Source organism: Pseudomonas sp. NPDC089554 (assembly GCF_050280645.1).
Taxonomy (GTDB): Bacteria; Pseudomonadota; Gammaproteobacteria; order Pseudomonadales; family Pseudomonadaceae; genus Aquipseudomonas.
In genome coordinates this window covers 24,461-46,659 of the sequence record NZ_JBNNVR010000036.1, presented here as the reverse complement: position 1 = coordinate 46,659, position 22,199 = coordinate 24,461, and the positions used below count along the sequence as shown (strand labels likewise).

The window sequence follows — 22,199 nt, the reverse complement described above, 5'->3', positions numbered from 1 at the left end:
ACCTTTTCGGGGCCGTCCGCCGTCCCTCCCCCTGGGACCCCTCGCCCTACATGCACCACGAGCCGAACTATTCCGCCCAGCAATCCGGGCTAGCGGGCTTGCCCCGCGATGGGCGCGCCCGGTCCTTGAACCGATCGTGATTTATGGAGCCGCCATGGACCCCCGCCTCACCGCTTTTCTCGAACGTGCCGAGTCCGTGCTGGCGCGCCTCGAGCCCCTGTTGCCCGCATCGCGTCCGGATATCGACTGGAGCACCACCCTGGCTGCGCGCTGGCAACGCGATGGCCGTAGCGGCTACCTGATGCCGCTCGAGGTCAGCCTGGACATTCGCCTGTCCGACCTGATCGGCGTCGACCAGCAACGTGACCAGTTGGGCCGCAACACCCACCAGTTCATCAGCGGCCTGCCAGCCAACCACGCGCTGCTCTGGGGCTCGCGCGGCACTGGCAAGTCATCGCTGATACGTGCACTGCTGGCCGAACACGCCGGCGCCGGCCTGCGCCTGATCGAGATCGAACGCGACCACCTGGCCGACCTGCCGCGGGTGGTCGAGCAACTGCAAAAACGTGAACAGCGCTTCATCCTGTTCTGCGACGACCTGTCGTTCGAAGCCGGGGAGGGCGACTACCGGGTGCTCAAGAGCGTGCTCGACGGCTCGCTCGAGCAGGCCCCCGACAACGTGCTGCTGTACGCCACCTCGAACCGCCGCCACTTGGTGCCGGAAAAAGAAAGCGACAACGAAAACTGGAAGCGTGTCGACGGCGAGCTGCACCCCAGCGAAGCGGTGGAGGACAAGATCGCGTTGTCCGACCGCTTCGGCCTGTGGCTGTCGTTCTACCCCTTCACCCAGGAACATTTCCTTAATGTGGTCGAGCACTGGATCGGCCAGCTGGCAGGTAATGCCGGGCTGAGCTGGCAGCGTGACGAAGCGCTCGATATTCTCGCCGTGCGCTGGGCCACCGGCCGCGGTAACCGAAATGGCCGTTGTGCCTACCAGTTCGCCCGCTATTGGGTCGGGCTGCAATTGCTGGAGCAAAACCGATGATCGACCTCAATGCCAGTGGCCGCGGCCTCGATGGCTACGACCTGCTGGCCGCGCAAGTGCAGGCGCTGTTTGCCGACGAGCGTGACTTCATTGCCAACGCCGCGCAGTTCTCGGCGTTTCTCTATCACCATGTGGAGGACCTGAACTGGGCGGGCTTTTATCTGAACCGCGACGAGCAACTGGTGCTGGGCCCGTTCCAGGGGCAGGTGGCTTGTGTGCGCATTCCGTTCAGCAAGGGTGTGTGCGGTGCGGCGGCGGCCAGCCGGCAAACCCAGCGGGTAGAAGATGTGCACGCCTTCCCGGGGCATATCGCCTGTGACAGTGCGTCGAACAGCGAGCTGGTGATTCCGCTGGTGAAGGAGGGCAGGCTGATTGGCGTGCTGGACCTCGACAGCCCGAAGCTTGCGCGTTTCAGTGAGGCGGACCAGGTGGGGTTGGAGCGGTTGGCGGCGATCTTCCTGGCGTTGACCGATTGCTGATGGGTAGTCGACTGTAAGGACCTCTTCGCGGGCAAGCCCGCTCCTACAGGGCTCACCGCTAGGCTTGTAGGAGCGGGCTTGCCCGCGAAGAGGGCGTCACGGATCAGTCGTAGATGACCCGCTTCTTCCAGGTTTCGTCCTCGTCGGTCTTCAGGCCTTCGGTCAGGGCGTTCTGGTCGTCCTCGGCCGGCTCCATCTGGTCCAGCACCTGGGCGTTGGCCCGGGCCAGGAGTTTTTCCAGGTAGGTGAGCTGTTCTTCGTACTGCTTGGGCTCAGGCTGCTTGCGCAGGTACTGCACGCCGCGCTCGAAGGCCAGTCGCGCCTGGCCGGGCTGGCCCTGTTGCAAGGCATGCTGGCCGAGATTATTGAAGAACTCGATGTGCAGCAGCACCAGGATATGGCGGATTTCCCGTACCCAGTACTTGCCCTCGTTGGCTTGCAGGAAGTTCTCCTGGGTCGCGCGCACGATCTGGTTGTGCAGCGATTCGAGCAAAAAGCGTACGTCCTTGGCCTTGACCTCGGTCTGGATCGGGCTCGGTGGGTTGCTGACCGGAATCTTGTCACCCTGGGCGATCAGGCCCTCGAGCTCGGCGATGCGGTTCTTGAGCTGGGCACTGTGCTTGTCCAGGGCCAGTTGGCGCTGGTTCAGGTTCAATTCCATGCGCGTCAGCAGCAGCTTGAGGGCAGGGGTCATCAGCTGACCGGGGAAGGTCTCGGTGATTTCGCCACAGCGACGCAGGCGTTCGGCAAGTTCTACTTTAAGGCGCGCGCGCTCGAGCTTGGCGTTCTCCACGACATTGTTGAGGTAGCCGATCACGATCAGCAACGCGATACCCGCCACGATGAGCAGGGTGATCAGAAGTGGGGTCACCGTTAACGCCTCTGAAAAGAAGTTTTACAGCTTGAGTGTAGTAAGTTCGCCTGTAGGCGAACAGTGCAGCCCGGCGGAGAACGCGCGGCACACCTTATATGTCGGCGCGCCGTGGCGAATCTACAGTGCTGGCATTTTGATGCGAGGTGCGTCAGAAAATCAACGCCAATCCCTGGGCGGCCAGCAAAAGGTCTCCCAGGTGTTATGGAAGTCATTGATTTAGATAAATTTCCACAAAGGGGTTGACGACTATTCGAGCCGTCCCTAGAATGCGCGCCACTTGCAGCGTAAAGCACATCGCCAAGCGTTGCAGGGAGTGAAAAGATGTAGCGTGTCCCCTTCGTCTAGTGGCCTAGGACACCGCCCTTTCACGGCGGTAACAGGGGTTCGAGTCCCCTAGGGGACGCCATTGCGGGAATAGCTCAGTTGGTAGAGCACGACCTTGCCAAGGTCGGGGTCGCGAGTTCGAGTCTCGTTTCCCGCTCCAGTTTCTCCGGCAACGCTCAGGCGGGGCAGGAAAAGAAAATCCAGTCTGAACCGTGAGGTTCATGTGCTGGTGCATTGGAAGCGCTAGGCTGACAGTGTCGTGTGTCCCCTTCGTCTAGTGGCCTAGGACACCGCCCTTTCACGGCGGTAACAGGGGTTCGAGTCCCCTAGGGGACGCCATTTGCGGGAATAGCTCAGTTGGTAGAGCACGACCTTGCCAAGGTCGGGGTCGCGAGTTCGAGTCTCGTTTCCCGCTCCAGTTTCTAAAACTATGGCGTTCATGACGGTGTAGTAGGTTGTAAAGGTTTCATCTGCGGGAATAGCTCAGTTGGTAGAGCACGACCTTGCCAAGGTCGGGGTCGCGAGTTCGAGTCTCGTTTCCCGCTCCAATACAAAACGCACCAAGGAATTCTAAAGTTCCTCTGGTGCGTTTTTTTTGCCTGCGAAACAGCCCGGCCATAGCCGGGCTCCTTAGCGGTATTCGAGGGTGAGGTTCAGTGCGCCTTTGGCCTCACCGGGCGTAACCGTCGCTTCGGTTTGGAAATACCGTGCGCGAAGATCAAGGCGCGTCAAGCGGGGGTAAGGCTCACCATGCCCACGAACTCCTCTAGTTTCAGTGGTGTGTTGTCGCTGTGCAGTACCTGAATGCCGATGCCTTTGGCACTCGAGTCCGTGGTCAGGGTGAACAGGCCCAGGTCCCGGTCTACCGGCACCGACCCGTCGACGCCGTCCAGACGTATGAATGCACGGGCAACGCTGCCTGCCGGGTCGTCTTCGCAGTCGCTGAGGGTGATGAAGAAGTCAACTGGGTTGGTTGTGCTGCCTTGGCCTGTGAAACCGGCGATGTCGTGTTTGCCAAGTTGCACCGGGTTGGCACTGACGGCGTCTTGCTTGAGCGCGCACTGGGCCTGCTGGACCTGTCCGGCCAATGTCAGCCTTACGGCATCGCCCACATCGCTGACTACCCCCCTGATGATCTCCTGATTGAATGAGCTGACGGCAACTGGGATGGTGCAGGTCTTGATCACTGCTGAAGGTTTCGCCCAGGGTCAGCGTGCCCCACTGCCCAGGCAGGTCGTGCTGGGCGTACGTATTGAAGCGCACCCAATCCTGACGCTTGCCGTCGTCGCGCCAGCTCTGGCTACTACGCAGGCGCCATCCGCCCAGGTTGAGGCCGCCGTTGAGGCGCAGGTCTTGGCTGCTGTTGGATGTGCCGGGTCTGCCGCTGAAATGTTGCGCGGAGGCCTGGTAACTGACGAAGGCGGCATTGATGCCGTTATCCCAACGTTCTGGCGCGACGCTGCCAGCGACATCGCGACGCAGGGCCACCTGTGGGATGGAAAGTGCCAGTTGCAACTGGCCAGGGTCCAGCTCGTAGGTGGCATCGGGTACCAAGCCGCTGGCGCAATACAAGCTCATCCTGCGTAATGACCAGTTGAGTCAAATTGACTTGCCTGGCGAAACGAGTGGCAACTGGCGTTTCGAATACACCACCGCCTTTGGCCTGACTTGCCTGGCCAAGGTGTCCACACCCTACGGTAGCGTGGAAGATATCCGCTACGGGGAGAATGGCGATACAGGTCATCTGCTGCCGAACGGCGGAACGCGTGCGGCGATACCGCGGGTGACCTCCCATACGGTCAACCCTGGTGCCGGCCAGGCGTCGATGAAAACCAGCTACACCTATACCATTTTGCAAGACAATGTTTTGGCGCCGCACAACTTCGTAGGTAACGGCAGCGGTGTCAGCTGGCGTGACGATGGCGAAGATAACCTGTACCGCGCCCGCTCCACCTACCTGTATGGCAGTACGGCTCATCAGTGGGGCAAAGGCGCCGATGGCAAGGACCAGGTATTAGCCGGTCAGGCCAGCTCAGGGCTTCAGATTCCCCAGTAGCATTCGGCTTTCACGTCGACACTTTCCCGATCGTCATGACCCAACAGCCTCCATCAGACAAGAACTGGGTCACCGGCCTGTTCGCACCCAGTGAGTCAATCAACTGGCTTAAGGGGGATTACCACCCGCCCTTCGAGTATTACCTCGCGGAGTACAAATTTTCTGACCCTGCGCAAGCACAAGTCGAGGCAACTACTCATGCACAGGACCTGATGCTTTCTCCGCTGATCACCTTCTGCGATCGTGGTGGCGATTTGGAAGAGATTACACTCATGCCAGCAGGGACCCAGGCCGCGTGGGGAGCAGAGGGCACATTGCGTGGAGAGTTGCTGCCGCAGAACGGCAAGTACTATTACAAACCGCCGCAATCAATGACGCCTGCAGTGCAGTTCAATCATGACGGCGATACGCTCATACCAGCAGCCTACCGCAGCACCCTGGCTACGCCGACCGCCACCGATGTCATTCGGGCGGTTGCAGGCGGGAAGTCAGCCTACGCTACATTCGTGACCCGCTGGGTACACCCGACGCATTTCATCAGGGTTGCCAAGCAAGCCGATGCGCTCAAGCTTTCACTGTTTTACTTCAACGCCGACCAAGAGGAAACAGCGGTCCCGGATTCGCGAGCATCCTGGCAAGTGGTCGCGGGCAACGGCTCGGTCACTTCCGGTGTGTTCAAGCCGGCCGCGAACAACCCAAGCCCTTACTCCGTCATCATGGGGGTGGATACGCTCAGCCAGGATGAGTGGCGCTGGGGGCTGACGATCATTGCCATGCCGATGCTCGATATCGATACGCTGGTGGATTACTACTCGCGTTGAGCAAAGCCAGGTCAGTGCCGAGTCGCTGGAGGTACTTGAGCCAGCACCTGCTTTTCCTGGTGCCAATCGAAAGGTTCGTCGTTTCGCTCGGCCTCGTAGCGACGTTCCTCCAGTTGCTGGTACAGGTCCAGCTCTTCGTCAGGCATGAAATGCAGGCAGTCGCCGCCGAAGAACCACAACAGGTCGCGGGGCACCAGGTGAGCGACCTGCGGGTAGCGTTGAATCACCTGGCAGGTCAGGTCCTGGCCCAGGTATTGGCTTTGCAGCGGATCTTGTGGCAATAGGATAAGCAACTCGTCGAAGCGCTCGAGGAACAGTGTGTGGCTTTCCTCCGGTACCTGCTCGGCTTCGCCCAGCGCCACCAGGATGGTGCGCAGGTGGTTCAGCAGTTGCAGATGGTATTCCAGATGGGGGTTGGCCATAAGGCGGTCCTCGAGTGGTTAAAACGGGGGCGGAGTATACGCTGGTTGCAGAAGGAGCCGCAAAAGCGGCCCCTTGGTTCAGCGTATCTTGCCTTTTTCGGGCAGCAGCTGTTCCTTGTCGAAGTCGTCCACGTCGATCACGGTTCGTCGTGCTTTCTCAGCTTCCTCGATCTGTTGTCCTTCAATTGATTGCAAGGTACCGTTTTCGATAGCCGCATCGATTGTCGACTGCCCAGGTTTTGGCTGCACCTTTCCCTCTTTAGTCGCTTGATTCAGTACCTTACGCAGTGGCGCCACTTCATCAAGCAAGTCGTAGGCTCGTTGCAGTGCGGCTACCGGATCTCCCTCGGCTTGCGGTCTGAAACAGCCTGTCAGCAACTCCTCCAATGCCGGGTCGCCTTTCTTGCGGCCAATCAATTCGGCTACTTCTGCATCCAGTTCGTCGCTCGGCCCGGTATGACGACGGCCGAAGGGGAATACCAGTGCCCGCAGAGCACAACCGATGAAGCGGTTGGGGAAGTTGTCGAGTAAGCGGTCCAATGCCTGTTCGGCCTTGCCCAGACTTTCCTCCATGGCCCAACGCAGCAGCGGTTGCATGTGCTCGGGGGAGCCCAGGTCGTGGTAGCGCTTGAGCGCTGCCGAGGAGAGGTAAAGGTAGCTCAGCACATCGCCCAAGCGTGCGCTCAGGCGCTCACGGCGCTTGAGCGCGCCACCGAGCAGCATCATCGAGAGGTCGGCCAGCAGGGCGAATGCCGCTGCTTGACGGTTGAGGGAGCGGAAATAGCCTTGGCTCAGGGCATCGCCGGGCATCTGCTCGAAGCGTCCCAGGCCCAGCCCCAATACCAGCGTACTGGCAGCGTTGCCCACAGCGAACATGACATGCTTCATCAGCAGTTCGTCGAACTCGCCCAGTGCCTGCTCGTGGTCCTCACGACTGGCCAGTGCCATTTCCTTGAGCACGAACGGGTGGCAGCGTATGGCCCCCTGGCCAAAGATCATCAGGTTGCGCGAGAGAATGTTGGCGCCCTCGACCGTGATGAAGATCGGCGCCCCTTGCCAGTTGCGCCCCAGGTAGTTATTCGGGCCCATGATGATGCCCTTGCCACCATGCACGTCCATGGCGTGCTGGATGCACTCGCGGCCTCGTTCGGTAAGGTGGTACTTGAGGATCGCCGACAACACCGACGGCTTTTCACCCAAGTCCACCGCCTTGGCGGTGAGCAGGCGGGCGCTGTCCATCAGCCACGCGTTGCCGCCGATGCGTGCCAGCGATTCCTGGATACCTTCGAAGGCCGCCAGCGGCACGTTGAACTGCTCGCGGATGCTGGCGTACTGGCCGGTGACCAGGCTGGTGTACTTGGCCGCGCCGGTGCCGACCGCAGGCAGGGAGATGGAGCGGCCCACCGACAGACAGTTCATCAGCATCATCCAGCCCTTGCCGAGCATGCCCTGGCCGCCGATGAGGAAACTCAGCGGCACGAACACGTCCTTGCCGCTGTTGGGGCCATTCATGAACGCAGCACCGAGTGGCAGGTGGCGTTTGCCGATTTCCACGCCGGGTGTGTCAGTGGGAATCAAGGCCAGGCTGATGCCCAGTTCTTCCGTATCCCCCAGCAAGTGGTCGGGGTCGTAGGCCTTGAATGCCAGGCCCAGCAGGGTGGCGACCGGGCCCAGGGTAATGTAGCGCTTCTCCCAGTTCAGGCGCAGGCCGAGCACTTCTTCGCCGTTCCATTGGCCTTTGCAGATGATGCCGGTATCGGGCATGGCCCCCGCATCGGAGCCTGCCAGTGGACCGGTGAGGGCGAAGCAGGGGATATCCTCGCCACGTGCCAGGCGCGGCAGGTAGTGGTTGCGTTGTTCGTCGGTGCCGTAGTGCAGCAACAATTCAGCCGGGCCGAGGGAGTTGGGCACCATCACCGTCGAGGCCAGGTCGCCGCTGCGGGTGGCCAGTTTCATCGCGACCTGAGAGTGGGCATAGGCGCTGAAGCCTTTGCCGCCATATTCCTTGGGAATGATCAGTGCGAAGAAGCCATGCTGCTTTATATGTGCCCAGGCTTCGGGCGGCAGGTCGAGGTCCTGGCCGATCTGCCAGTCGCTGACCATGGCACAGAGTTCTTCGGTGGGGCCGTTGATGAACGCCTGTTCTTCTTCGGTGAGCTTCGGGGTAGGGTAGTCGAGCAGGGTGTTCCAGGCCGGTCGGCCGCTGAACAGTTCGCCGTCCCACCACACGGTACCGGCGTCGATCGCCTCGCGTTCGGTCTGCGACATCGGCGGCAGAGTGCGCTTGAACCAGTTGAAGACCGGGCCGGTCAGCACCTTGCGCCGCCATTGCGGCAACAGTAGAAGTGCGGCTTTCAACGCCAGCACCAGCCAGATCAACGCCAGCAACCAACCGGGTGCGGAACTGAAGATACCCATCGCCAGCACATAGGCGGCGATGATTCCGAGAATTTGCAGGGGCGCCAGGCGCCGGTGCGTGAGATACGCCGCGCCGATCACCAGTACCACCAACCACAACAGCAACATAGACCTTCCTCCATGGCACAGGGGCTCGAAGCCAACCCAGAGAGCTTAGACCGCCCATCGGATATGGCCCGCTCTGAACAGTGACAGGGTGTGGCGGCAGGAGTTCGCAGGCGTTTCAGGCGGGGCGTTCTATTCATCAACGCTGGGGGATTCTTGGAGTAGACTGGTCGGCCTTCACTCAATCAGGACGTTGCCATGCTGAAGATCTGGGGCCGGAAGAACTCGAGCAATGTGCGCAAGGCACTGTGGATCGCCCATGAGTTGGGCCTGGATTTCGAGTCGATCGACGCCGGTGGCGCCTTTGGCGTGGTCAACGAGCCGCATTACCGTGAGCGCAACCCCAACGGCCTGGTGCCGATGCTCGAGGATGGCGACTTGGTGCTGTGGGAGTCCAACGCCATCGTGCGTTATCTCTGCGCCGAATACGGCAGCGAGCAGGGCTGGTACCTGGAGGATCCTCGCCAGCGTGCCCAGGCCGACAAGTGGATGGACTGGACCACCTCCTCCTTTGCCACGCCGTTCCGCCCATTGTTCTGGGGGCTGCTGCGCACGCCCGAGGAGCAGCGCGACTGGGTGGCGATCAATGCGGCACACAAGGCCTGCGCAGAGTTGCTGTCGCTTGCCGACCAGGCGCTGGCGCACCAGCCTTATCTTTCCGGCGAGCACATCGGCATGGGTGACATCCCGCTCGGCAGCTTCGTCTACGCCTGGTACGAAATGCCGATCGAGCGTCCAGACATGCACCACCTGCGTGCCTGGTATGAGCGCCTCAAGGCCCGTCCGGCCTATCAGGCTGCCGTGATGACCGCGTTGACCTGATCGAATACCCCCGCAGTTTCGATAGTGACTATCGATACGCATGACTGTACTTGCGCGGCCTGGCCTTGCACCATGGCCGCACTCACTGCGCCAGTGAATGCACCTGGCGTGTACTGAACCTATTTCTCGGTACCTGACCCGCTATGAGTTCCGCCCTGTCCATAAGACAGCTGACCAAAACCTACGGCAACGGCTTCCAAGCCCTTAAGGGCATCGACCTTGATGTTGCCGAAGGCGATTTCTTCGCTTTGCTCGGCCCCAACGGCGCCGGCAAGTCCACTACCATCGGCATTCTCTCGACCCTGGTGAACAAGACCAGCGGCACCGTCAATGTGTTCGGCCATGACCTGGACCGCGAGCCCGCTGCGCTCAAGCGCAACCTCGGCGTGGTGCCCCAGGAGTTCAACTTCAACCAGTTCGAGAAGACCTTCGACATCGTCGTGACCCAGGCCGGCTACTATGGCATCCCGCCCAAGTTGGCCAAGGAGCGCGCCGAGCAGTACCTCACCCAGCTCGGCCTGTGGGACAAGCGCGACGTGCAGTCGCGCGCGCTGTCCGGCGGCATGAAGCGCCGCCTGATGATCGCCCGTGCGTTGATTCACGAACCGCGCCTGCTGATTCTCGATGAGCCGACTGCCGGGGTGGACATCGAGCTGCGTCGCTCGATGTGGACCTTCCTCAGTGAGCTGAACGAGAAGGGCATCACCATCATCCTCACCACCCACTATCTCGAAGAAGCCGAGCAGTTGTGCCGTCATATCGGCATCATCGACCACGGCACCATCGTCGAGAACACCAGCATGCGCAAGTTGCTGGGCAAGCTGCATGTCGAGACCTTCGTCCTCGACCTCAAGCAGGAACTGGCCAGCGCTCCGCTGCTGCAGGGCTACCCGTGCCGGTTGCTCACCCCGCACAGCCTCGAGGTGCAGGTGGACAAGGATATAGGCGTCACCGCGCTGTTCGGCCAGCTGGCGCTGCAGAACATCGAAGTGCTGAGCCTGCGCAACAAGACCAATCGACTCGAGGAGCTGTTCGTGTCCCTGGTGGAAAAGAACCTGAACAAGGTGGCGGTATGAACCTGGACCTGCGCACCAACTGGGTCGCCCTGAACACCATCGTCTACCGTGAAGTGCGGCGCTTCCTGCGGATCTGGCCGCAGACCCTGCTGCCGCCAGCGATCACCATGGTGTTGTACTTCGTCATCTTCGGTAACCTGATTGGTCGGCAGATTGGCGACATGGGTGGCTTCACCTACATGGAGTACATCGTGCCAGGCCTGATCATGATGTCGGTGATCACCAACTCCTACGGCAACGTGGTATCGAGCTTCTTCGGCAGCAAGTTCCAGCGTTCGATCGAGGAGCTGATGGTGTCGCCAGTGTCACCCCACACCATTCTGGTGGGCTATGTGCTCGGTGGGGTGTTGCGTGGGTTGGCGGTGGGCGTTATCGTCACGTTGCTGTCGATGTTCTTCACCCACCTGCAGGTGCATCACCTGGGTGTGACCGTGATCGTGGTGGTGTTGACCGCGACCATCTTCTCGCTGCTGGGCTTCGTCAACGCGGTGTTCGCGCGCAACTTCGACGATATTTCGATCATCCCGACCTTCGTGCTGACGCCGCTGACCTACCTGGGCGGGGTGTTCTATTCGATCAACCTGCTGCCGCCGTTCTGGCAGACCGTGTCGCTGGCCAACCCGGTGCTGCACATGGTGAACTCGTTCCGCTACGGCATCCTAGGGGTTTCGGACATCAGCATTGGTTCGGCGATCACCTTCATGCTGGTGGCCACCGCCGTGCTTTATGGCATTTGCGTGCGCCTGCTCGTCAGCGGTCGCGGCATGCGCGCATGACGCCCTGAGCTTGCGCCGCCGCCACTGCCGGCCGACCCACCAACGCCAGTAGAGCATGGTCAGGCAGTAGGCGAGGGCGCCCAGCACCACGCCGCACACCACTGAACCGAGCAGGAAGGGTTGCCAGACGGTCGAAAGCTGGTCGGTGATCCATTCGAAGGTCAGCTCCTCCGGCAAGGTGCGCGGGGGAACCTGCATCAGCCAGGCGCCGGTCATGTAGGTGACGATGAACACCGGTGGCATGGTCAGCGGGTTGGTCAACCAGACCAGGCTGACGGCAATGGGCAGGTTGCCGCGCACTGGAATGGCCAGGGCGGCAGCCAGCAGCATCTGCATGGGAATGGGGATGAGCGCCGCGAACAGGCCAACGCCCATGGCTCGCGCCACTGAATGGCGATTCAGGTGCCAGAGGTTGGGGTCGTGTAGCAATCTGCCGAAAAAGCGTAAGGACTTGTGTTCCCGAATGCTGGTCGGGTCCGGCATGTAGCGTTTGAAGAGTCGGCGCGGCATGTAGGCTCCCGGGGCTCGAATGCGGGCAGTATGCCTTGATTCCACCTCAGCCTTGTTCAGAGTTTGTGACAATTGTTGAGCGAGCCGAGGGCCGATTGCACCTAGCCTCATGGGGCCGTGGTGTTTTCGGAGCTCTATTTCATGCGCACAGGGATGATCGCGCTGGCACTCGGGTTGCTTGGCCTGAGGTTTCTACCTGCCTTGCCGTCTGTCGGATGGCTTTTCCTCATTGCTTTGCTGGGTATTGCATGCCTACGCACACGCCTCTGGCCGTTCGGCTGCATGGCGTTGGGGCTGGTGTGGGCCTGCGGGTCGGCGCAGCAGGCGCTCGACGACCGCCTGCCTGCCGAACTGGACGGACGCACGCTGTGGCTGGAGGGCCGGGTGGTGGGGCTGCCAACGCACACCGAGCGTAGCGTGCGCTTCGAACTCAAGGATGCCGCCTCGCGCCGCGCCGACCTTCCGCAACGCCTGCAACTGAGCTGGTTCGACGGCCCCCAGCTCCGGGCTGGAGAGCGCTGGCGCCTGGCGGTCAACCTGCGGCGGCCCCATGGTTTGCTCAACCCGCACGGCCCTGACCGGGAAGCCACCTTGCTGGCGCGTCGGGTAGGCGCCACCGGTACGGTCAAGGCCGGGCAGTTGCTGGCCCCTGCCAGTGGGGGCTGGCGCGATGTGCTTCGCCAACGCTTGCTGGCGGTCGATGGCAATGGCCGGGAAGCGGCTCTGGCAGCGTTGGTGCTGGGCGATGGTGGCGGGCTTTCCAGGGCATTGTGGCAAACCTTGCAGGCCACCGGCACGGTGCATCTATTGGTGATTTCCGGGCAACACATAGGCTTGCTGGCTGGGCTGGTCTACGGGCTGGTGGCTGGTTTGGCGCGGCTGGGAGCCTGGCCGCGAAGCGTGCCTTGGTTGCCGTGGGCCTGTGGCTTGTCGATGGCGGCGGCGCTGGCCTATGGCGCGTTGGCGGGGTGCCAGGTGCCGGTGCAGCGCGCGTGCCTGATGCTGGCGGTGGTGTTGCTCTGGCGTTTGCGGTTCCGCCACCTGGGCGCCTTCGTGCCGCTGTTGCTGGCATTGGTGTGCGTACTGCTGGTCGAGCCACTGGCCAGCTTGTTGCCGGGGTTCTGGCTGTCGTTCAGCGCGGTGGCGGTGCTGATCTACTGCTTCAGTGGTCGCCTGGGAGGCTGGCGCCCCTGGCAAGCCTGGAGCCGCGCCCAATGGGTAATCGCCCTGGGCCTTTTGCCGGCGTTGCTTGCGCTGGGTCTGCCGGTCAGCCTCAGTGGGCCTTTGGTCAATCTAGTGGCAGTGCCGTGGGTCAGCCTGGTGATACTGCCGTTGGCATTGCTCGGTACCTTGCTGCTGCCATTGGCGGGGGTGGGCGAAGCCTTGTTGTGGCTGGCCGGTGGGGCGCTCGATGTGTTGTTTCGCCTGCTGGCGTGGGTGGCAGCTTGGCAGCCTGCCTGGCTCCCACCGCCCGTGCCGATGTGGGCCTGGCTACTGGTGTGCCTCGGGGCGCTGCTGGTGCTGTTGCCACGGGGTGTGCCATTGCGTGGCCTGGGCGCTGTCATGCTGCTGGCGCTATGGGTGCCCAGGCAGTCAGTGCCCGAGGGGCAGGTGCAGGTCTGGCAACTGGATGTCGGCCAGGGCCTGGCAGTACTGCTGCGTACGCGTAATCACACCGTGTTGTATGACGCGGGCCCAGCCAGCGGCGTCCACGACCTGGGAGAAAGCGTGGTGCTGCCCACGTTGCGCAAGCTCGGCGTGCGACAGCTGGACCTGCTGCTGGTAAGCCACGCCCATGCCGATCACGCCGGTGGCGCGGCGGCGATCCATCGTGGAATGCCGGTAGCCTGGGTGCTGGCGGGGGAGGCGGGTGCGCTGCCGGAGGCGCTGGATGCCCAGGCCTGCCCCACGGGCGAGCGTTGGCAGTGGGATGGTGTCAACTTTTCGGTGTGGCAATGGCCCGGTGCGCGAACCAGTAACGATCGCTCCTGTGTACTGCTGGTGGAGGCCAATGGTGAGCGGTTGTTGCTTGCCGGGGACATGGAGGCGGGTGCCGAGCGAGCCTGGTTGGCTGCCACTGAGGATCCGCGCCTGGACTGGTTGCAGTCGCCGCACCACGGGAGTCGCAGTTCATCCACCGAGCCTTTCATTCGTGCCACGTCACCGCGCGGGGTGTTGATTTCCCGTGGCCGCCACAACAGCTTCGGCCATCCGCACCTGCAGGTCGTGGCACGTTACCAGCGCCATGGCCTGGCGATCCATGACACGGCAATCGAGGGCGCGTTGCGCCTGCAGCTAGGTGCCCATCGCGAAGTCTGGAGCATACGCGGGCAGCGGCGCTTCTGGCGCGAGCCGAGCGACGGCTGAACGACGGGCTGACCTCCGGCAGATGAGCGCCCCGCGCGCCTATGGTAGAGTGGCGGCCTTTTTCCAGGGGGATGCGCACTGTGTGGGAATTGGTCAAGTCCGGTGGTTGGATGATGCTGCCGATCATTCTGAGCTCCATCGCTGCCATGGCGATCGTCATCGAACGCCTATGGACCCTGCGCGCCAGCCGCGTGACCCCGCCGCACCTGCTGGGCCAGGTGTGGATGTGGATCAAGGACAAGCAACTGACCAGTGACAAGCTCAAGGCCCTGCGTGCCGACTCGCCGCTGGGCGAAATTCTCGCGGCAGGCCTGGCCAACTCCCGCCATGGCCGCGAGATCATGAAGGAATGCATCGAGGAGGCCGCTTCCCGGGTTATCCACGAGCTCGAGCGCTACATCAGCACCCTCGGTACCATCGCTGCCATGGCGCCGCTGCTCGGCCTGCTGGGCACTGTGCTGGGCATGATCGATATCTTCAGCGCCTTCATGGGCTCGCAGATGACCGCCAATGCCTCGGTGCTCGCCGGCGGTATCTCCAAGGCCCTGGTGACGACCGCCGCGGGCCTGATGGTGGGTATCCCGGCGGTGTTCTTCCACCGTTTCCTGCTGCGCCGCATCGATGAGCTGGTGGTGGGCATGGAGCAGGAGGCGATCAAGCTGGTCGAGGTGCTGCAAGGCGACCGCGAGGTCGAGGTGGCCGGAGGCAAGGCGTGAAGTTCCGGCGCAACCGTCAGCGCGAGAGCGTGGACATCAACCTGGCGTCGTTGATCGACGTGGTGTTCGTCTTGTTGCTGTTCTTCGTGGTGACCACCACCTTCACCCGCGAGACTCAGTTGCGTGTGGAGTTGCCGGAGGCTGCCACGGGTGCACCGGCGCCAGCGCAAGAGGGCAAGCGTATCGAACTCACCATCAGCGCCGAGGGCGTCTATTCGCTGAACAACCACTTGCTGCCCAAGAACGACCTGGCCACGCTGACCGAGGCGTTGCAGCGCGAGTCTGGCGGCGACAACCAACTGCCACTCTCGATCAGTGCTGATGGCAAGACGCCGCACCAGGCCGTGATCACCGCAATGGACGCTGCCGGCAAGCTCGGCTTCAGCCAGTTGCGCATGACCACCGTCGAGGCTGCCCAGGGGACGCCCTGATGGCGCTTGCCGACCGATTGCTCGCTGCCTGGTACAGCGGGCACCCCGCCCTGGCCCTGTTGCGCCCGCTGGAGACCCTGTACCGACGCGTAGTAGCCCGCAAGCGCGCTCGGTTTCTCAGTGGTGAAAGCCCCAGCTACCGCGCGCCTGTGCCGGTGATCGTGGTCGGCAACATCACCGTGGGGGGCACCGGCAAGACACCGATGATCCTCTGGCTGATCGAGCACTGCCGACGCCAGGGCCTGAAAGTCGGCGTGGTCAGCCGTGGCTATGGCGCCACGCCGCCCAGCCTGCCGTGGCGGGTCGAGGCGCAGCACGCGGCCGAGCAGGCCGGTGACGAGCCTCTGCTGATCGTCCAGCGCACGGGTGTGCCTTTGATGATCGACCCTGATCGCTCCCGCGCCGTGCGGGCTCTGCTGGCCAGTGAGTCGCTGGACCTGATCCTTTGCGATGACGGCATGCAGCATTACCGCCTGGCCCGCGATCTGGAGTTGGTGCTTATCGATGCTGCCCGTGGCTTGGGCAACCGCCGCTGCCTGCCAGCCGGCCCGCTGCGCGAGCCGGTCGAGCGCCTGGCCGAGGTCGACGCGGTGTTGCACAACGGCGCGGTGAGCGACCCTGCCGATGGCTTTGCCTTCCGTTTGCAGCCCAGTGCCCTGGTCAACCTGCGCAGCGGCGAGCACCGTACGCTCGACTATTTCCCGCCAGGCCAAGCGCTGCATGCGGTGGCCGGCATTGGTAACCCACAGCGTTTCTTCAATACCCTGCTGGCGCTAAACTGGCAGCCTGTGCCGCACCCATTCGCCGACCATGCGCAGTTCAGTGCCGAGAACCTGGCCTTCGAGCCGCCACTACCGCTGGTGATGACTGAAAAGGACGCGGTGAAATGCCGCGCTTTCGCCGCCGCCGACTGGTGGTACCTGGCCGTCGATGCACTGCCATCGCCGGCTTTCGTCGCCTGGTTCGACGCACAGCTCGCACACCTGCTGCCGGCTCGCCAGCAGCCCTGACTCCTTTCAATTTTCCGGCCTTCGGCCTCAAGGACGCACTCATGGACACCAAATTGCTCGATATCCTGGCCTGCCCGATCACCAAGGGGCCGCTCAAGCTCAGTGCCGACAAGAGCGAACTCATCAGCAAGGGCGCAGGCCTGGCATACCCGATTCGCGACGGTATCCCGGTGATGCTGGAAAGCGAAGCGCGCACCCTGACCGACGACGAGCGTCTGGACAAATGAGCCAGCACTTCACCGTGGTGATTCCTGCCCGCCTGCGCTCCACGCGCCTGCCGGGCAAGCCGTTGCTGCCGATTGCCGGCAAGCCGATGGTCCAGCACGTTTGGGAGCAGGCCCGCAAGAGCGGCGCCAGCCGTGTGGTCATCGCCACTGATGACGCTAGCATCGTCGAGGCGTGCCAGGCCTTTGGCGCCGAGGTGCTGCTGACCCGTGCCGACCATGAGTCCGGCACCGACCGCCTGGCGGAAGTCGCCGCGCACCTGGGGTTGCCGGTCGATGCCATCGTGGTCAACGTGCAGGGTGATGAGCCGTTGATTCCACCGGTCATCATCGACCAGGTCGCTGCCAACCTTGCCGCGCATCCGGAAGCCGGCATCGCCACCCTGGCCGAGCCGATCCATGCGCCGGAAACCGTATTCAACCCTAATGCCGTCAAGGTCGTCAGCGACAAGCATGGCCTGGCGCTGACCTTCAGTCGTGCGCCGCTGCCCTGGGCCCGCGATGCCTTCGCGTTGAGCCGCGAGCAGCTGCCATCAGAGGTGCCGTACCGCCGCCATATCGGCATGTACGCCTACCGAGTAGGCTTTCTCCAGGACTTCGTCGCTTGGGGCCCATGCTGGCTCGAGCAGACCGAGGCGCTTGAGCAACTGCGTGCCCTGTGGCACGGGGTACGCATTCATGTCGCCGATGCCATCGAGGCGCCGGCGGTGGGCGTGGACACCCCTGAAGACCTGGAGCGCGTAAAGCGCTTGCTGGAGGCCTGATGCGCGTCCTGTTCGTCTGCCTCGGCAACATCTGCCGCTCGCCTACCGCCGAGGGCGTCTTGCGACACCAGCTCGAGGCAGCGGGGCTGGGCGAGGTGGTCCATGTGGCCTCCGCTGGCACGGGTGACTGGCACGTGGGCAGCGCGCCCGACAGCCGTACCTGCCAGGCCGCGTTGGCGCGTGGCTACGACCTGTCGCACCAGCGTGCACAGCAGGTCAAGGCCGCCCACTTCGCCGAGTACGACCTGGTCCTGGCCATGGACAAGAGCAACCTGAACAACCTCAAGGCGTTGCGCCCACACAACGCCCACGCTGAGCTCGACCTGTTCCTGCGCCGCTATGGCGCGGCCCTGGACGAGGTGCCAGACCCTTACTATGGCGGCGCCGAAGGCTTCGAGCAGGTGCTGGACCTGATCGAGGGCGCTTGCCGCGAGCTGGTGGTGGAAATCAAGGGGCGGTTATGACGCAGCATTGGCAGGAGCAGGTATCGCTCAAGCCCTACAACACCTTCGGCATTGATGTGCGTGCGCGTTACTTCACCCAGGCCCATGACGATGAGCAGGCCCGTCAGTCATTGGCTGAAGCTGCACAGCGCGGGTTGGACGTGATGGTCATCGGCGGCGGCAGCAACCTGCTGTTGACTCGCGATGTCGATGCCCTGGTGCTGCACATGGCCAGCCGCGGTCTGCGCGTGCTCAGTGACGATGGTCAGCGGGTGGTAGTGGAGGCCGAGGCTGGTGAGCCTTGGCACCCGTTCGTGCAATGGAGCATCGAGCAGGGCTTGTGCGGGTTGGAGAACCTCAGCCTGATTCCCGGCACCGTAGGCGCCGCGCCCATGCAGAACGTCGGCGCCTATGGGGTAGAGGTCAAGGACGTGTTCGTTGGCCTCACCGCGTTGAATCGTGACACGGGCGAGCTGCAGGACTTCAGTCTGGACGACTGTGCCTTCGGTTATCGCGACAGTGTGTTCAAGCGCCACCCGGGGCGGTGGTTGATCCTGCGGGTACGTTTTGCGCTGAGCCGCACATTGCTTGCGCATCTGGACTACGGCCCGGTTCGCCAGCGCCTGGCCGAGCAAGGTGTGGTACAGCCCAGTGCACGGGCCATCAGCGATGCAATCTGTAGTATCCGTCGCGAAAAGCTGCCAGACCCCGCCGAGTTGGGCAATGCCGGTAGCTTCTTCAAGAACCCTGTGGTGCCGGCGGTATTGGCACAGCGTATCCGCGACAACCATCCGTGCGTGGTGGCTTACCCGCAGGCGGATGGCCAGGTGAAACTGGCCGCTGGCTGGCTGATCGAGCAGGCTGGCTGGAAAGGGTATCGGGAAGGTGATGCCGGGGTGCACCGCCTGCAGTCGCTGGTGCTGGTGAATTATGGCCAGGCCACGGGGGAGCAGCTGCATGCCTTGGCGCGCAAGATCCAGGCGGATGTGCTCGAGCGCTTCGGCGTAGCGCTGGAGATGGAGCCGAACCTGTACTGAGCCAAGCCCCGAAAGGGCGCGATGCCTGGCCTGGAACACAAAATGCCCTGCAAGAAAAAGCCCCGCCAGTTCGCACTGGCGGGGCTTTTTCATTCAGCCATTGGAATCAACCGTGATGAGGCTTGTGCTCTTCGGAGGTTTCCAGTGGCAGGGGCTGCTGCTCGGCGACTTCGGCTTCCACTGCAGGGCTAGCCTGGGTGGCTGCTTCGGCAGCTGCGGCGGCCGCAGCTGCTGCCGCTTCGGCTTCACGCTTGCGGCGACGCACTTCACGTGGGTCGTTCGGCGCGCGGCCATTGCTCAGCATCACAGTGGCAGGTTCGAGCGGGGCGGGCTCGGCGGCGGCCGGGGCGTCTTCAACGATGACTGGCTCGACCACTTCAACCTGGGCCTCGACAACCGGCGCGGCTTCGACAACCGGCGCTTGCTCGACCACGGCTGTTTGCACCGCTGGTGCCTCTTCTGTAGCTGCCTGGGCGATGGGCGCCTCGACAACTTCTGCAACAGGCTCACTGGCAGCGACTTCAGCAGCAGGCTGCGGAGCCACTTCGACCACTGGTGCGAAGCTTGGCTCGACCACAGCCACTGGCTCGCTGACCGGTTGCTCGACCACAGGGGCGATAGCCGCTTCCTCGGCCGGGGTGGCGGATGCCACAGGCTCGGTCGGCTGGGCAACTTCCAGCGCCTGGGGTTCTACGACTTCAGCGGTGGCGCGCTCGGCCTGCTCATTGGCTTGGGCTTCGGCTTGGGCGCTGATGTTGCTGGTAGCAACGGCGGCAGTGACGGCAAGGCCGGCAGCCAGTTCGGCGCCCAGCTCGGTCGCCTTGTGCTGCTGCGGTTGCTGCTCTTCGCTGGATTCTTCTTCGCCATCGATCAGCTCGCCATTGGCATTGCGCTGGCGCTCACGGCGGTTGCTGCGGCGACGTTGGCCACGGGAGCGGCGACGTGGACGCTCACCATCGGCACCTTCCTGCTCGTCCTGCAGCAGTTCGTCGCTCGGCAGTTGTTCCTCGGCGACCTCGGCTTCCTGCTCGGCGGCGCGCGGTTGGCGCTCCTCGCGAGGTGGGCGTGGCTGACGTTCTTCGCGTGGTGCGCGCTCTTCGCGCTCCTCGCGAGGTGCGCGTTCTTCACGGGCTGGGCGTTCTTCACGTGGGGCACGTTCTTCGCGCGGTGCACGCTCTTCACGTGGAGCGCGTTCTTCACGAGCTTCACGTGGTGCACGTTCCTCGCGGGCTACGCGCTCTTCGCGTGGTGCACGCTCCTCGCGCGGCTGGCGTTCCTCGCGGGTGGCCGGTGCTGCATCCAGTGGTTCACGCAGCTCACGCACACGTTCCTCACGGTTGCCGCGGCGGTCTTCGCGTGGCTGACGCGGGGCACGTTCTTCGCGTGGTGCACGTTCCTCACGCGGGGCGCGCTCTTCACGGGGGGCACGTTCTTCGCGAGGGGCACGCTCTTCACGCGGAGCACGCTCGGCACGCTCTTCGCGGGGCTTGCGATCATCTTCGCGGCGGCCGTTGCGGTTGCGGCTCTGTTGACGGCCGTTACGGCGTTCGTCGTTGCGCTGTGGGCGCTCGGTAGCGGGTTTCTCGGTGCTCGCCACCGGCGCTGGGGCAGGTTCGTCCTTGCCGGCGAACAGGCTGACCAGCGACTTCACCAGACCCTTGAACAGGCTCGGCTCGGGGGCAATTGGGGCTGGCGCGGCAGCAGCGGGTTGCTCTTCCTGGGCACTTGGCACGGGTGCGTTGGCACGAGCTGGCGCGGTCTTGACCGCAGCTTCCTGGCGAACCAGGGTGCGGGTGGCGGTCGGCTGTGGTGCTTCTTCGGTTTCAGCAGCGGCAATTTCGTAGCTGGACTGGTTGTTCAGCACTTCCGGGTTGTCGTCGCGCAGGCGCTGGACTTCGAAGTGCGGGGTTTCCAGGTGATCGTTCGGCAGGATGATGATGCGTGCACGGGTACGCAGTTCGATCTTGGTGATCGAGTTGCGTTTTTCGTTGAGCAGGAACGCTGCAACCGGGATCGGCACCTGGGCGCGTACCTCGGCGGTACGGTCTTTCAGGGCTTCTTCTTCGATCAGGCGCAGGATCGCCAGCGAGAGCGACTCGACGTCACGGATGATGCCGGTGCCGGAGCAGCGTGGGCAAACGATGCCGCTGCTTTCGCCCAGAGACGGACGCAGGCGCTGGCGGGACATCTCCAGCAGGCCGAAGCGCGAGATGCGGCCAACCTGTACGCGGGCGCGGTCGGCCTCGAGGCACTCACGCACGCGCTCTTCCACGGCGCGCTGGTTCTTGGCCGGGGTCATGTCGATGAAGTCGATGACGATCAGGCCGCCGATGTCACGCAGACGCAGCTGGCGGGCGATTTCCTCGGCCGCTTCCAGGTTAGTCTGCAGGGCGGTTTCCTCGATGTCGCTGCCTTTGGTGGCGCGCGCCGAGTTGATGTCGATGGACACCAGGGCTTCGGTCGGGTCTATGACGATCGAGCCGCCGGACGGCAGGTCGACCACGCGCTGGAAGGCGGTTTCGATCTGGCTTTCGATCTGGAAACGGTTGAACAGCGGCACGCTGTCTTCGTACAGCTTCACCTTGCTGGCGTACTGCGGCATGACCTGGCGGATGAAGGTGAGGGCTTCTTCCTGGGCGTCGATGCTGTCGATCAGAACCTCGCCGATATCCTGGCGCAGGTAGTCGCGGATGGCGCGGATGATGACGTTGCTTTCCTGGTAGATCAGGAAGGGCGCGACGCGGTCCTGGGAGGCTTCCTTGATGGCGGTCCACAGTTGCAGCAGGTAGTCGAGGTCCCACTGCATTTCTTCGCTGCTGCGGCCAAGGCCGGCAGTGCGCACGATCAGGCCCATGTCGCCGGGAACGGTCAGGCCGTTCAGGGCTTCGCGCAGCTCGTTGCGCTCTTCGCCTTCGATGCGGCGGGAGATGCCGCCTGCACGTGGGTTGTTGGGCATCAGCACCAGGTAGCGGCCGGCGAGGCTGATGAAGGTGGTCAGGGCCGCGCCCTTGTTGCCACGCTCTTCTTTCTCGACCTGGACGATGACTTCCTGGCCTTCGCTCAGTACTTCCTTGATGTTGACACGGCCTTCAGGGGCCTTCTTGAAGTACTCGCGGGAAATTTCCTTCAGCGGCAGGAAGCCGTGGCGTTCAGAGCCGAAGTCGACGAAGGCGGCTTCGAGGCTAGGCTCGATGCGGGTGATCTTGCCTTTGTAGATGTTGGCCTTCTTCTGCTCGCGGGCACCGGATTCGATATCCAGGTCGTAGAGGCGCTGGCCATCCACCAGGGCTACACGCAACTCTTCGGGTTGAGTTGCGTTAATCAGCATTCTTTTCATGTTGTACCGTCGGTTTCCGGGCTGCCGGAAACGGCGTTCGGCACACACGACTTCTCATGGTCGGTGCCAAGGTGCGCAAGGGTGGCGGGCCACCCTGTGTCTGGCGACATTCGGCACCAGCCGGTTGCCCAGCCTGCCGTGG

General features: G+C 63.1%; 20 protein-coding genes, 5 tRNA genes and 2 pseudogenes. 20 read left to right on the top strand and 7 right to left on the bottom strand.

Going from position 1 to position 22,199, the window contains the following annotated elements:
- Positions 1 to 154 precede the first annotated feature (154 nt).
- On the top strand, positions 155 to 1,045 hold the full coding sequence (locus ACQKPE_RS13205; protein WP_427666428.1) for an ATP-binding protein: 891 nt from the start codon (positions 155 to 157) through the stop codon (positions 1,043 to 1,045).
- Positions 1,042 to 1,524 carry a GAF domain-containing protein gene (locus ACQKPE_RS13200; RefSeq protein ID WP_427666426.1) on the top strand — a complete coding sequence of 161 codons (483 nt, stop codon included), beginning with the start codon at positions 1,042 to 1,044 and terminating at the stop codon, positions 1,522 to 1,524. The genes ACQKPE_RS13205 and ACQKPE_RS13200 overlap by 4 nt, the downstream gene beginning before the upstream one ends.
- A 103-nt stretch (positions 1,525 to 1,627) precedes the next feature.
- On the opposite strand, the gene ACQKPE_RS13195 is transcribed toward ACQKPE_RS13200, so the two are convergent.
- Complete coding sequence (locus ACQKPE_RS13195) at positions 1,628 to 2,395, bottom strand: hypothetical protein (RefSeq protein WP_427666424.1); 768 nt, start codon at positions 2,393 to 2,395, stop codon at positions 1,628 to 1,630.
- Positions 2,396 to 2,728: 333 nt separating this feature from the next.
- On the opposite strand from ACQKPE_RS13195, the gene ACQKPE_RS13190 reads away from it, so the two are divergent.
- The 5 genes from ACQKPE_RS13190 to ACQKPE_RS13170 all read left to right on the top strand — a co-directional run bounded on the left by ACQKPE_RS13190 (position 2,729) and on the right by ACQKPE_RS13170 (position 3,270).
- A tRNA-Glu gene (locus ACQKPE_RS13190) sits at positions 2,729 to 2,804 on the top strand.
- Between the two features lie 2 nt (positions 2,805 to 2,806).
- Positions 2,807 to 2,882: transfer RNA gene (locus ACQKPE_RS13185), tRNA-Gly, on the top strand.
- Between the two features lie 103 nt (positions 2,883 to 2,985).
- A tRNA-Glu gene (locus ACQKPE_RS13180) sits at positions 2,986 to 3,061 on the top strand.
- A gap of 3 nt (positions 3,062 to 3,064) precedes the next feature.
- Positions 3,065 to 3,140: transfer RNA gene (locus tag ACQKPE_RS13175), tRNA-Gly, on the top strand.
- 54 nt (positions 3,141 to 3,194) lie between these two features.
- Positions 3,195 to 3,270: transfer RNA gene (locus tag ACQKPE_RS13170), tRNA-Gly, on the top strand.
- 180 nt (positions 3,271 to 3,450) lie between these two features.
- On the opposite strand, the gene ACQKPE_RS13165 is transcribed toward ACQKPE_RS13170, so the two are convergent.
- Together ACQKPE_RS13165 and ACQKPE_RS13160 are read right to left on the bottom strand one after the other, a co-directional pair.
- On the bottom strand, positions 3,451 to 3,810 hold the full coding sequence (locus tag ACQKPE_RS13165) for a fimbrial protein (protein ID WP_427666422.1): 360 nt from the start codon (positions 3,808 to 3,810) through the stop codon (positions 3,451 to 3,453).
- A 97-nt stretch (positions 3,811 to 3,907) separates the two neighbouring features.
- Positions 3,908 to 4,276 (bottom strand): annotated as a pseudogene (locus ACQKPE_RS13160) (FimD/PapC N-terminal domain-containing protein); the annotation flags it as partial.
- Positions 4,277 to 4,331: 55 nt separating this feature from the next.
- Between ACQKPE_RS13160 and ACQKPE_RS13155 the strand changes: the two are divergent.
- On the top strand, positions 4,332 to 4,778 hold the full coding sequence (locus tag ACQKPE_RS13155; RefSeq protein WP_427666420.1) for a hypothetical protein: 447 nt from the start codon (positions 4,332 to 4,334) through the stop codon (positions 4,776 to 4,778).
- Positions 4,779 to 4,813: 35 nt separating this feature from the next.
- On the top strand, positions 4,814 to 5,599 hold the full coding sequence (locus tag ACQKPE_RS13150) for a hypothetical protein (RefSeq protein WP_427666419.1): 786 nt from the start codon (positions 4,814 to 4,816) through the stop codon (positions 5,597 to 5,599).
- 11 nt (positions 5,600 to 5,610) lie between these two features.
- On the opposite strand, the gene ACQKPE_RS13145 is transcribed toward ACQKPE_RS13150, so the two are convergent.
- Both ACQKPE_RS13145 and ACQKPE_RS13140 read right to left on the bottom strand, forming a co-directional pair.
- Positions 5,611 to 6,021: a PA2817 family protein gene (locus ACQKPE_RS13145; protein WP_427666417.1), complete on the bottom strand. Its 411-nt coding sequence runs from the start codon at positions 6,019 to 6,021 to the stop codon at positions 5,611 to 5,613.
- Between the two features lie 78 nt (positions 6,022 to 6,099).
- On the bottom strand, positions 6,100 to 8,547 hold the full coding sequence (locus ACQKPE_RS13140; protein WP_427666415.1) for an acyl-CoA dehydrogenase: 2,448 nt from the start codon (positions 8,545 to 8,547) through the stop codon (positions 6,100 to 6,102).
- A 195-nt stretch (positions 8,548 to 8,742) separates the two neighbouring features.
- Between ACQKPE_RS13140 and ACQKPE_RS13135 the strand changes: the two genes are divergently transcribed.
- From ACQKPE_RS13135 to ACQKPE_RS13125, 3 genes are all read left to right on the top strand, one after another.
- On the top strand, positions 8,743 to 9,366 hold the full coding sequence (locus ACQKPE_RS13135; RefSeq protein ID WP_427666413.1) for a glutathione S-transferase: 624 nt from the start codon (positions 8,743 to 8,745) through the stop codon (positions 9,364 to 9,366).
- Positions 9,367 to 9,509: 143 nt separating this feature from the next.
- Entirely contained in the window at positions 9,510 to 10,442 is a 933-nt protein-coding gene (locus ACQKPE_RS13130; protein ID WP_427666411.1) for an ABC transporter ATP-binding protein, read from the top strand.
- Entirely contained in the window at positions 10,439 to 11,218 is a 780-nt protein-coding gene (locus ACQKPE_RS13125; protein WP_427666409.1) for an ABC transporter permease, read from the top strand. The genes ACQKPE_RS13130 and ACQKPE_RS13125 overlap by 4 nt, the downstream gene beginning before the upstream one ends.
- A gap of 12 nt (positions 11,219 to 11,230) precedes the next feature.
- Here the strand turns inward: ACQKPE_RS13125 and ACQKPE_RS13120 are convergent.
- A pseudogene (locus ACQKPE_RS13120) lies at positions 11,231 to 11,728 on the bottom strand (DUF2062 domain-containing protein); the annotation flags it as partial.
- A 141-nt stretch (positions 11,729 to 11,869) separates the two neighbouring features.
- On the opposite strand from ACQKPE_RS13120, the gene ACQKPE_RS13115 reads away from it, so the two are divergent.
- The 8 genes from ACQKPE_RS13115 (at position 11,870) to murB (ending at position 18,720) form a co-directional block, all read left to right on the top strand.
- Positions 11,870 to 14,095, top strand: coding sequence for a DNA internalization-related competence protein ComEC/Rec2 (locus ACQKPE_RS13115; protein ID WP_427666407.1), 2,226 nt, complete (start codon positions 11,870 to 11,872; stop codon positions 14,093 to 14,095).
- Between the two features lie 80 nt (positions 14,096 to 14,175).
- On the top strand, positions 14,176 to 14,811 hold the full coding sequence (locus ACQKPE_RS13110) for a MotA/TolQ/ExbB proton channel family protein (RefSeq protein ID WP_375100335.1): 636 nt from the start codon (positions 14,176 to 14,178) through the stop codon (positions 14,809 to 14,811).
- Complete coding sequence (locus ACQKPE_RS13105; protein ID WP_427666405.1) at positions 14,808 to 15,242, top strand: ExbD/TolR family protein; 435 nt, start codon at positions 14,808 to 14,810, stop codon at positions 15,240 to 15,242. The genes ACQKPE_RS13110 and ACQKPE_RS13105 overlap by 4 nt, the downstream gene beginning before the upstream one ends.
- Positions 15,242 to 16,252 carry a tetraacyldisaccharide 4'-kinase gene (lpxK, locus tag ACQKPE_RS13100; protein ID WP_427666403.1) on the top strand — a complete coding sequence of 337 codons (1,011 nt, stop codon included), beginning with the start codon at positions 15,242 to 15,244 and terminating at the stop codon, positions 16,250 to 16,252. Before ACQKPE_RS13105 ends, lpxK begins: the two co-directional genes overlap by 1 nt.
- Before the next feature lie 41 nt (positions 16,253 to 16,293).
- Positions 16,294 to 16,479 carry a Trm112 family protein gene (locus ACQKPE_RS13095; RefSeq protein WP_217853569.1) on the top strand — a complete coding sequence of 62 codons (186 nt, stop codon included), beginning with the start codon at positions 16,294 to 16,296 and terminating at the stop codon, positions 16,477 to 16,479.
- A complete protein-coding gene (kdsB, locus tag ACQKPE_RS13090) occupies positions 16,476 to 17,240 on the top strand; it encodes a 3-deoxy-manno-octulosonate cytidylyltransferase (RefSeq protein ID WP_427666400.1) in 765 nt (254 codons plus the stop codon). Before ACQKPE_RS13095 ends, kdsB begins: the two co-directional genes overlap by 4 nt.
- Positions 17,240 to 17,704 carry a low molecular weight protein-tyrosine-phosphatase gene (locus tag ACQKPE_RS13085; protein ID WP_427666399.1) on the top strand — a complete coding sequence of 155 codons (465 nt, stop codon included), beginning with the start codon at positions 17,240 to 17,242 and terminating at the stop codon, positions 17,702 to 17,704. The genes kdsB and ACQKPE_RS13085 overlap by 1 nt, the downstream gene beginning before the upstream one ends.
- Complete coding sequence (murB, locus tag ACQKPE_RS13080) at positions 17,701 to 18,720, top strand: UDP-N-acetylmuramate dehydrogenase (RefSeq protein ID WP_427666397.1); 1,020 nt, start codon at positions 17,701 to 17,703, stop codon at positions 18,718 to 18,720. The genes ACQKPE_RS13085 and murB overlap by 4 nt, the downstream gene beginning before the upstream one ends.
- 106 nt (positions 18,721 to 18,826) lie before the next feature.
- Here murB and rne read toward each other — a convergent pair whose 3' ends face one another.
- Complete coding sequence (rne, locus tag ACQKPE_RS13075) at positions 18,827 to 22,057, bottom strand: ribonuclease E (protein ID WP_427666395.1); 3,231 nt, start codon at positions 22,055 to 22,057, stop codon at positions 18,827 to 18,829.
- Positions 22,058 to 22,199 lie beyond the last annotated feature (142 nt).

What these genes read in the sequence shown, in the direction of transcription:
- ACQKPE_RS13205 (WP_427666428.1), top strand. Translation starts at nt 155, where the DNA reads ATGGACCCCCGCCTCACCGCTTTTCTCGAACGTGCCGAGTCCGTGCTG.
- ACQKPE_RS13200 (WP_427666426.1), top strand. Translation starts at nt 1,042, where the DNA reads ATGATCGACCTCAATGCCAGTGGCCGCGGCCTCGATGGCTACGACCTG.
- ACQKPE_RS13150 (WP_427666419.1), top strand. Translation starts at nt 4,814, where the DNA reads ATGACCCAACAGCCTCCATCAGACAAGAACTGGGTCACCGGCCTGTTC.
- ACQKPE_RS13145 (WP_427666417.1), bottom strand. Translation starts at nt 6,021, where the DNA reads ATGGCCAACCCCCATCTGGAATACCATCTGCAACTGCTGAACCACCTG.
- ACQKPE_RS13140 (WP_427666415.1), bottom strand. Translation starts at nt 8,547, where the DNA reads ATGTTGCTGTTGTGGTTGGTGGTACTGGTGATCGGCGCGGCGTATCTC.
- ACQKPE_RS13135 (WP_427666413.1), top strand. Translation starts at nt 8,743, where the DNA reads ATGCTGAAGATCTGGGGCCGGAAGAACTCGAGCAATGTGCGCAAGGCA.
- ACQKPE_RS13130 (WP_427666411.1), top strand. Translation starts at nt 9,510, where the DNA reads ATGAGTTCCGCCCTGTCCATAAGACAGCTGACCAAAACCTACGGCAAC.
- ACQKPE_RS13125 (WP_427666409.1), top strand. Translation starts at nt 10,439, where the DNA reads ATGAACCTGGACCTGCGCACCAACTGGGTCGCCCTGAACACCATCGTC.
- ACQKPE_RS13115 (WP_427666407.1), top strand. Translation starts at nt 11,870, where the DNA reads ATGCGCACAGGGATGATCGCGCTGGCACTCGGGTTGCTTGGCCTGAGG.
- lpxK (WP_427666403.1), top strand. Translation starts at nt 15,242, where the DNA reads ATGGCGCTTGCCGACCGATTGCTCGCTGCCTGGTACAGCGGGCACCCC.
- ACQKPE_RS13095 (WP_217853569.1), top strand. Translation starts at nt 16,294, where the DNA reads ATGGACACCAAATTGCTCGATATCCTGGCCTGCCCGATCACCAAGGGG.
- kdsB (WP_427666400.1), top strand. Translation starts at nt 16,476, where the DNA reads ATGAGCCAGCACTTCACCGTGGTGATTCCTGCCCGCCTGCGCTCCACG.
- ACQKPE_RS13085 (WP_427666399.1), top strand. Translation starts at nt 17,240, where the DNA reads ATGCGCGTCCTGTTCGTCTGCCTCGGCAACATCTGCCGCTCGCCTACC.
- murB (WP_427666397.1), top strand. Translation starts at nt 17,701, where the DNA reads ATGACGCAGCATTGGCAGGAGCAGGTATCGCTCAAGCCCTACAACACC.
- rne (WP_427666395.1), bottom strand. Translation starts at nt 22,057, where the DNA reads ATGAAAAGAATGCTGATTAACGCAACTCAACCCGAAGAGTTGCGTGTA.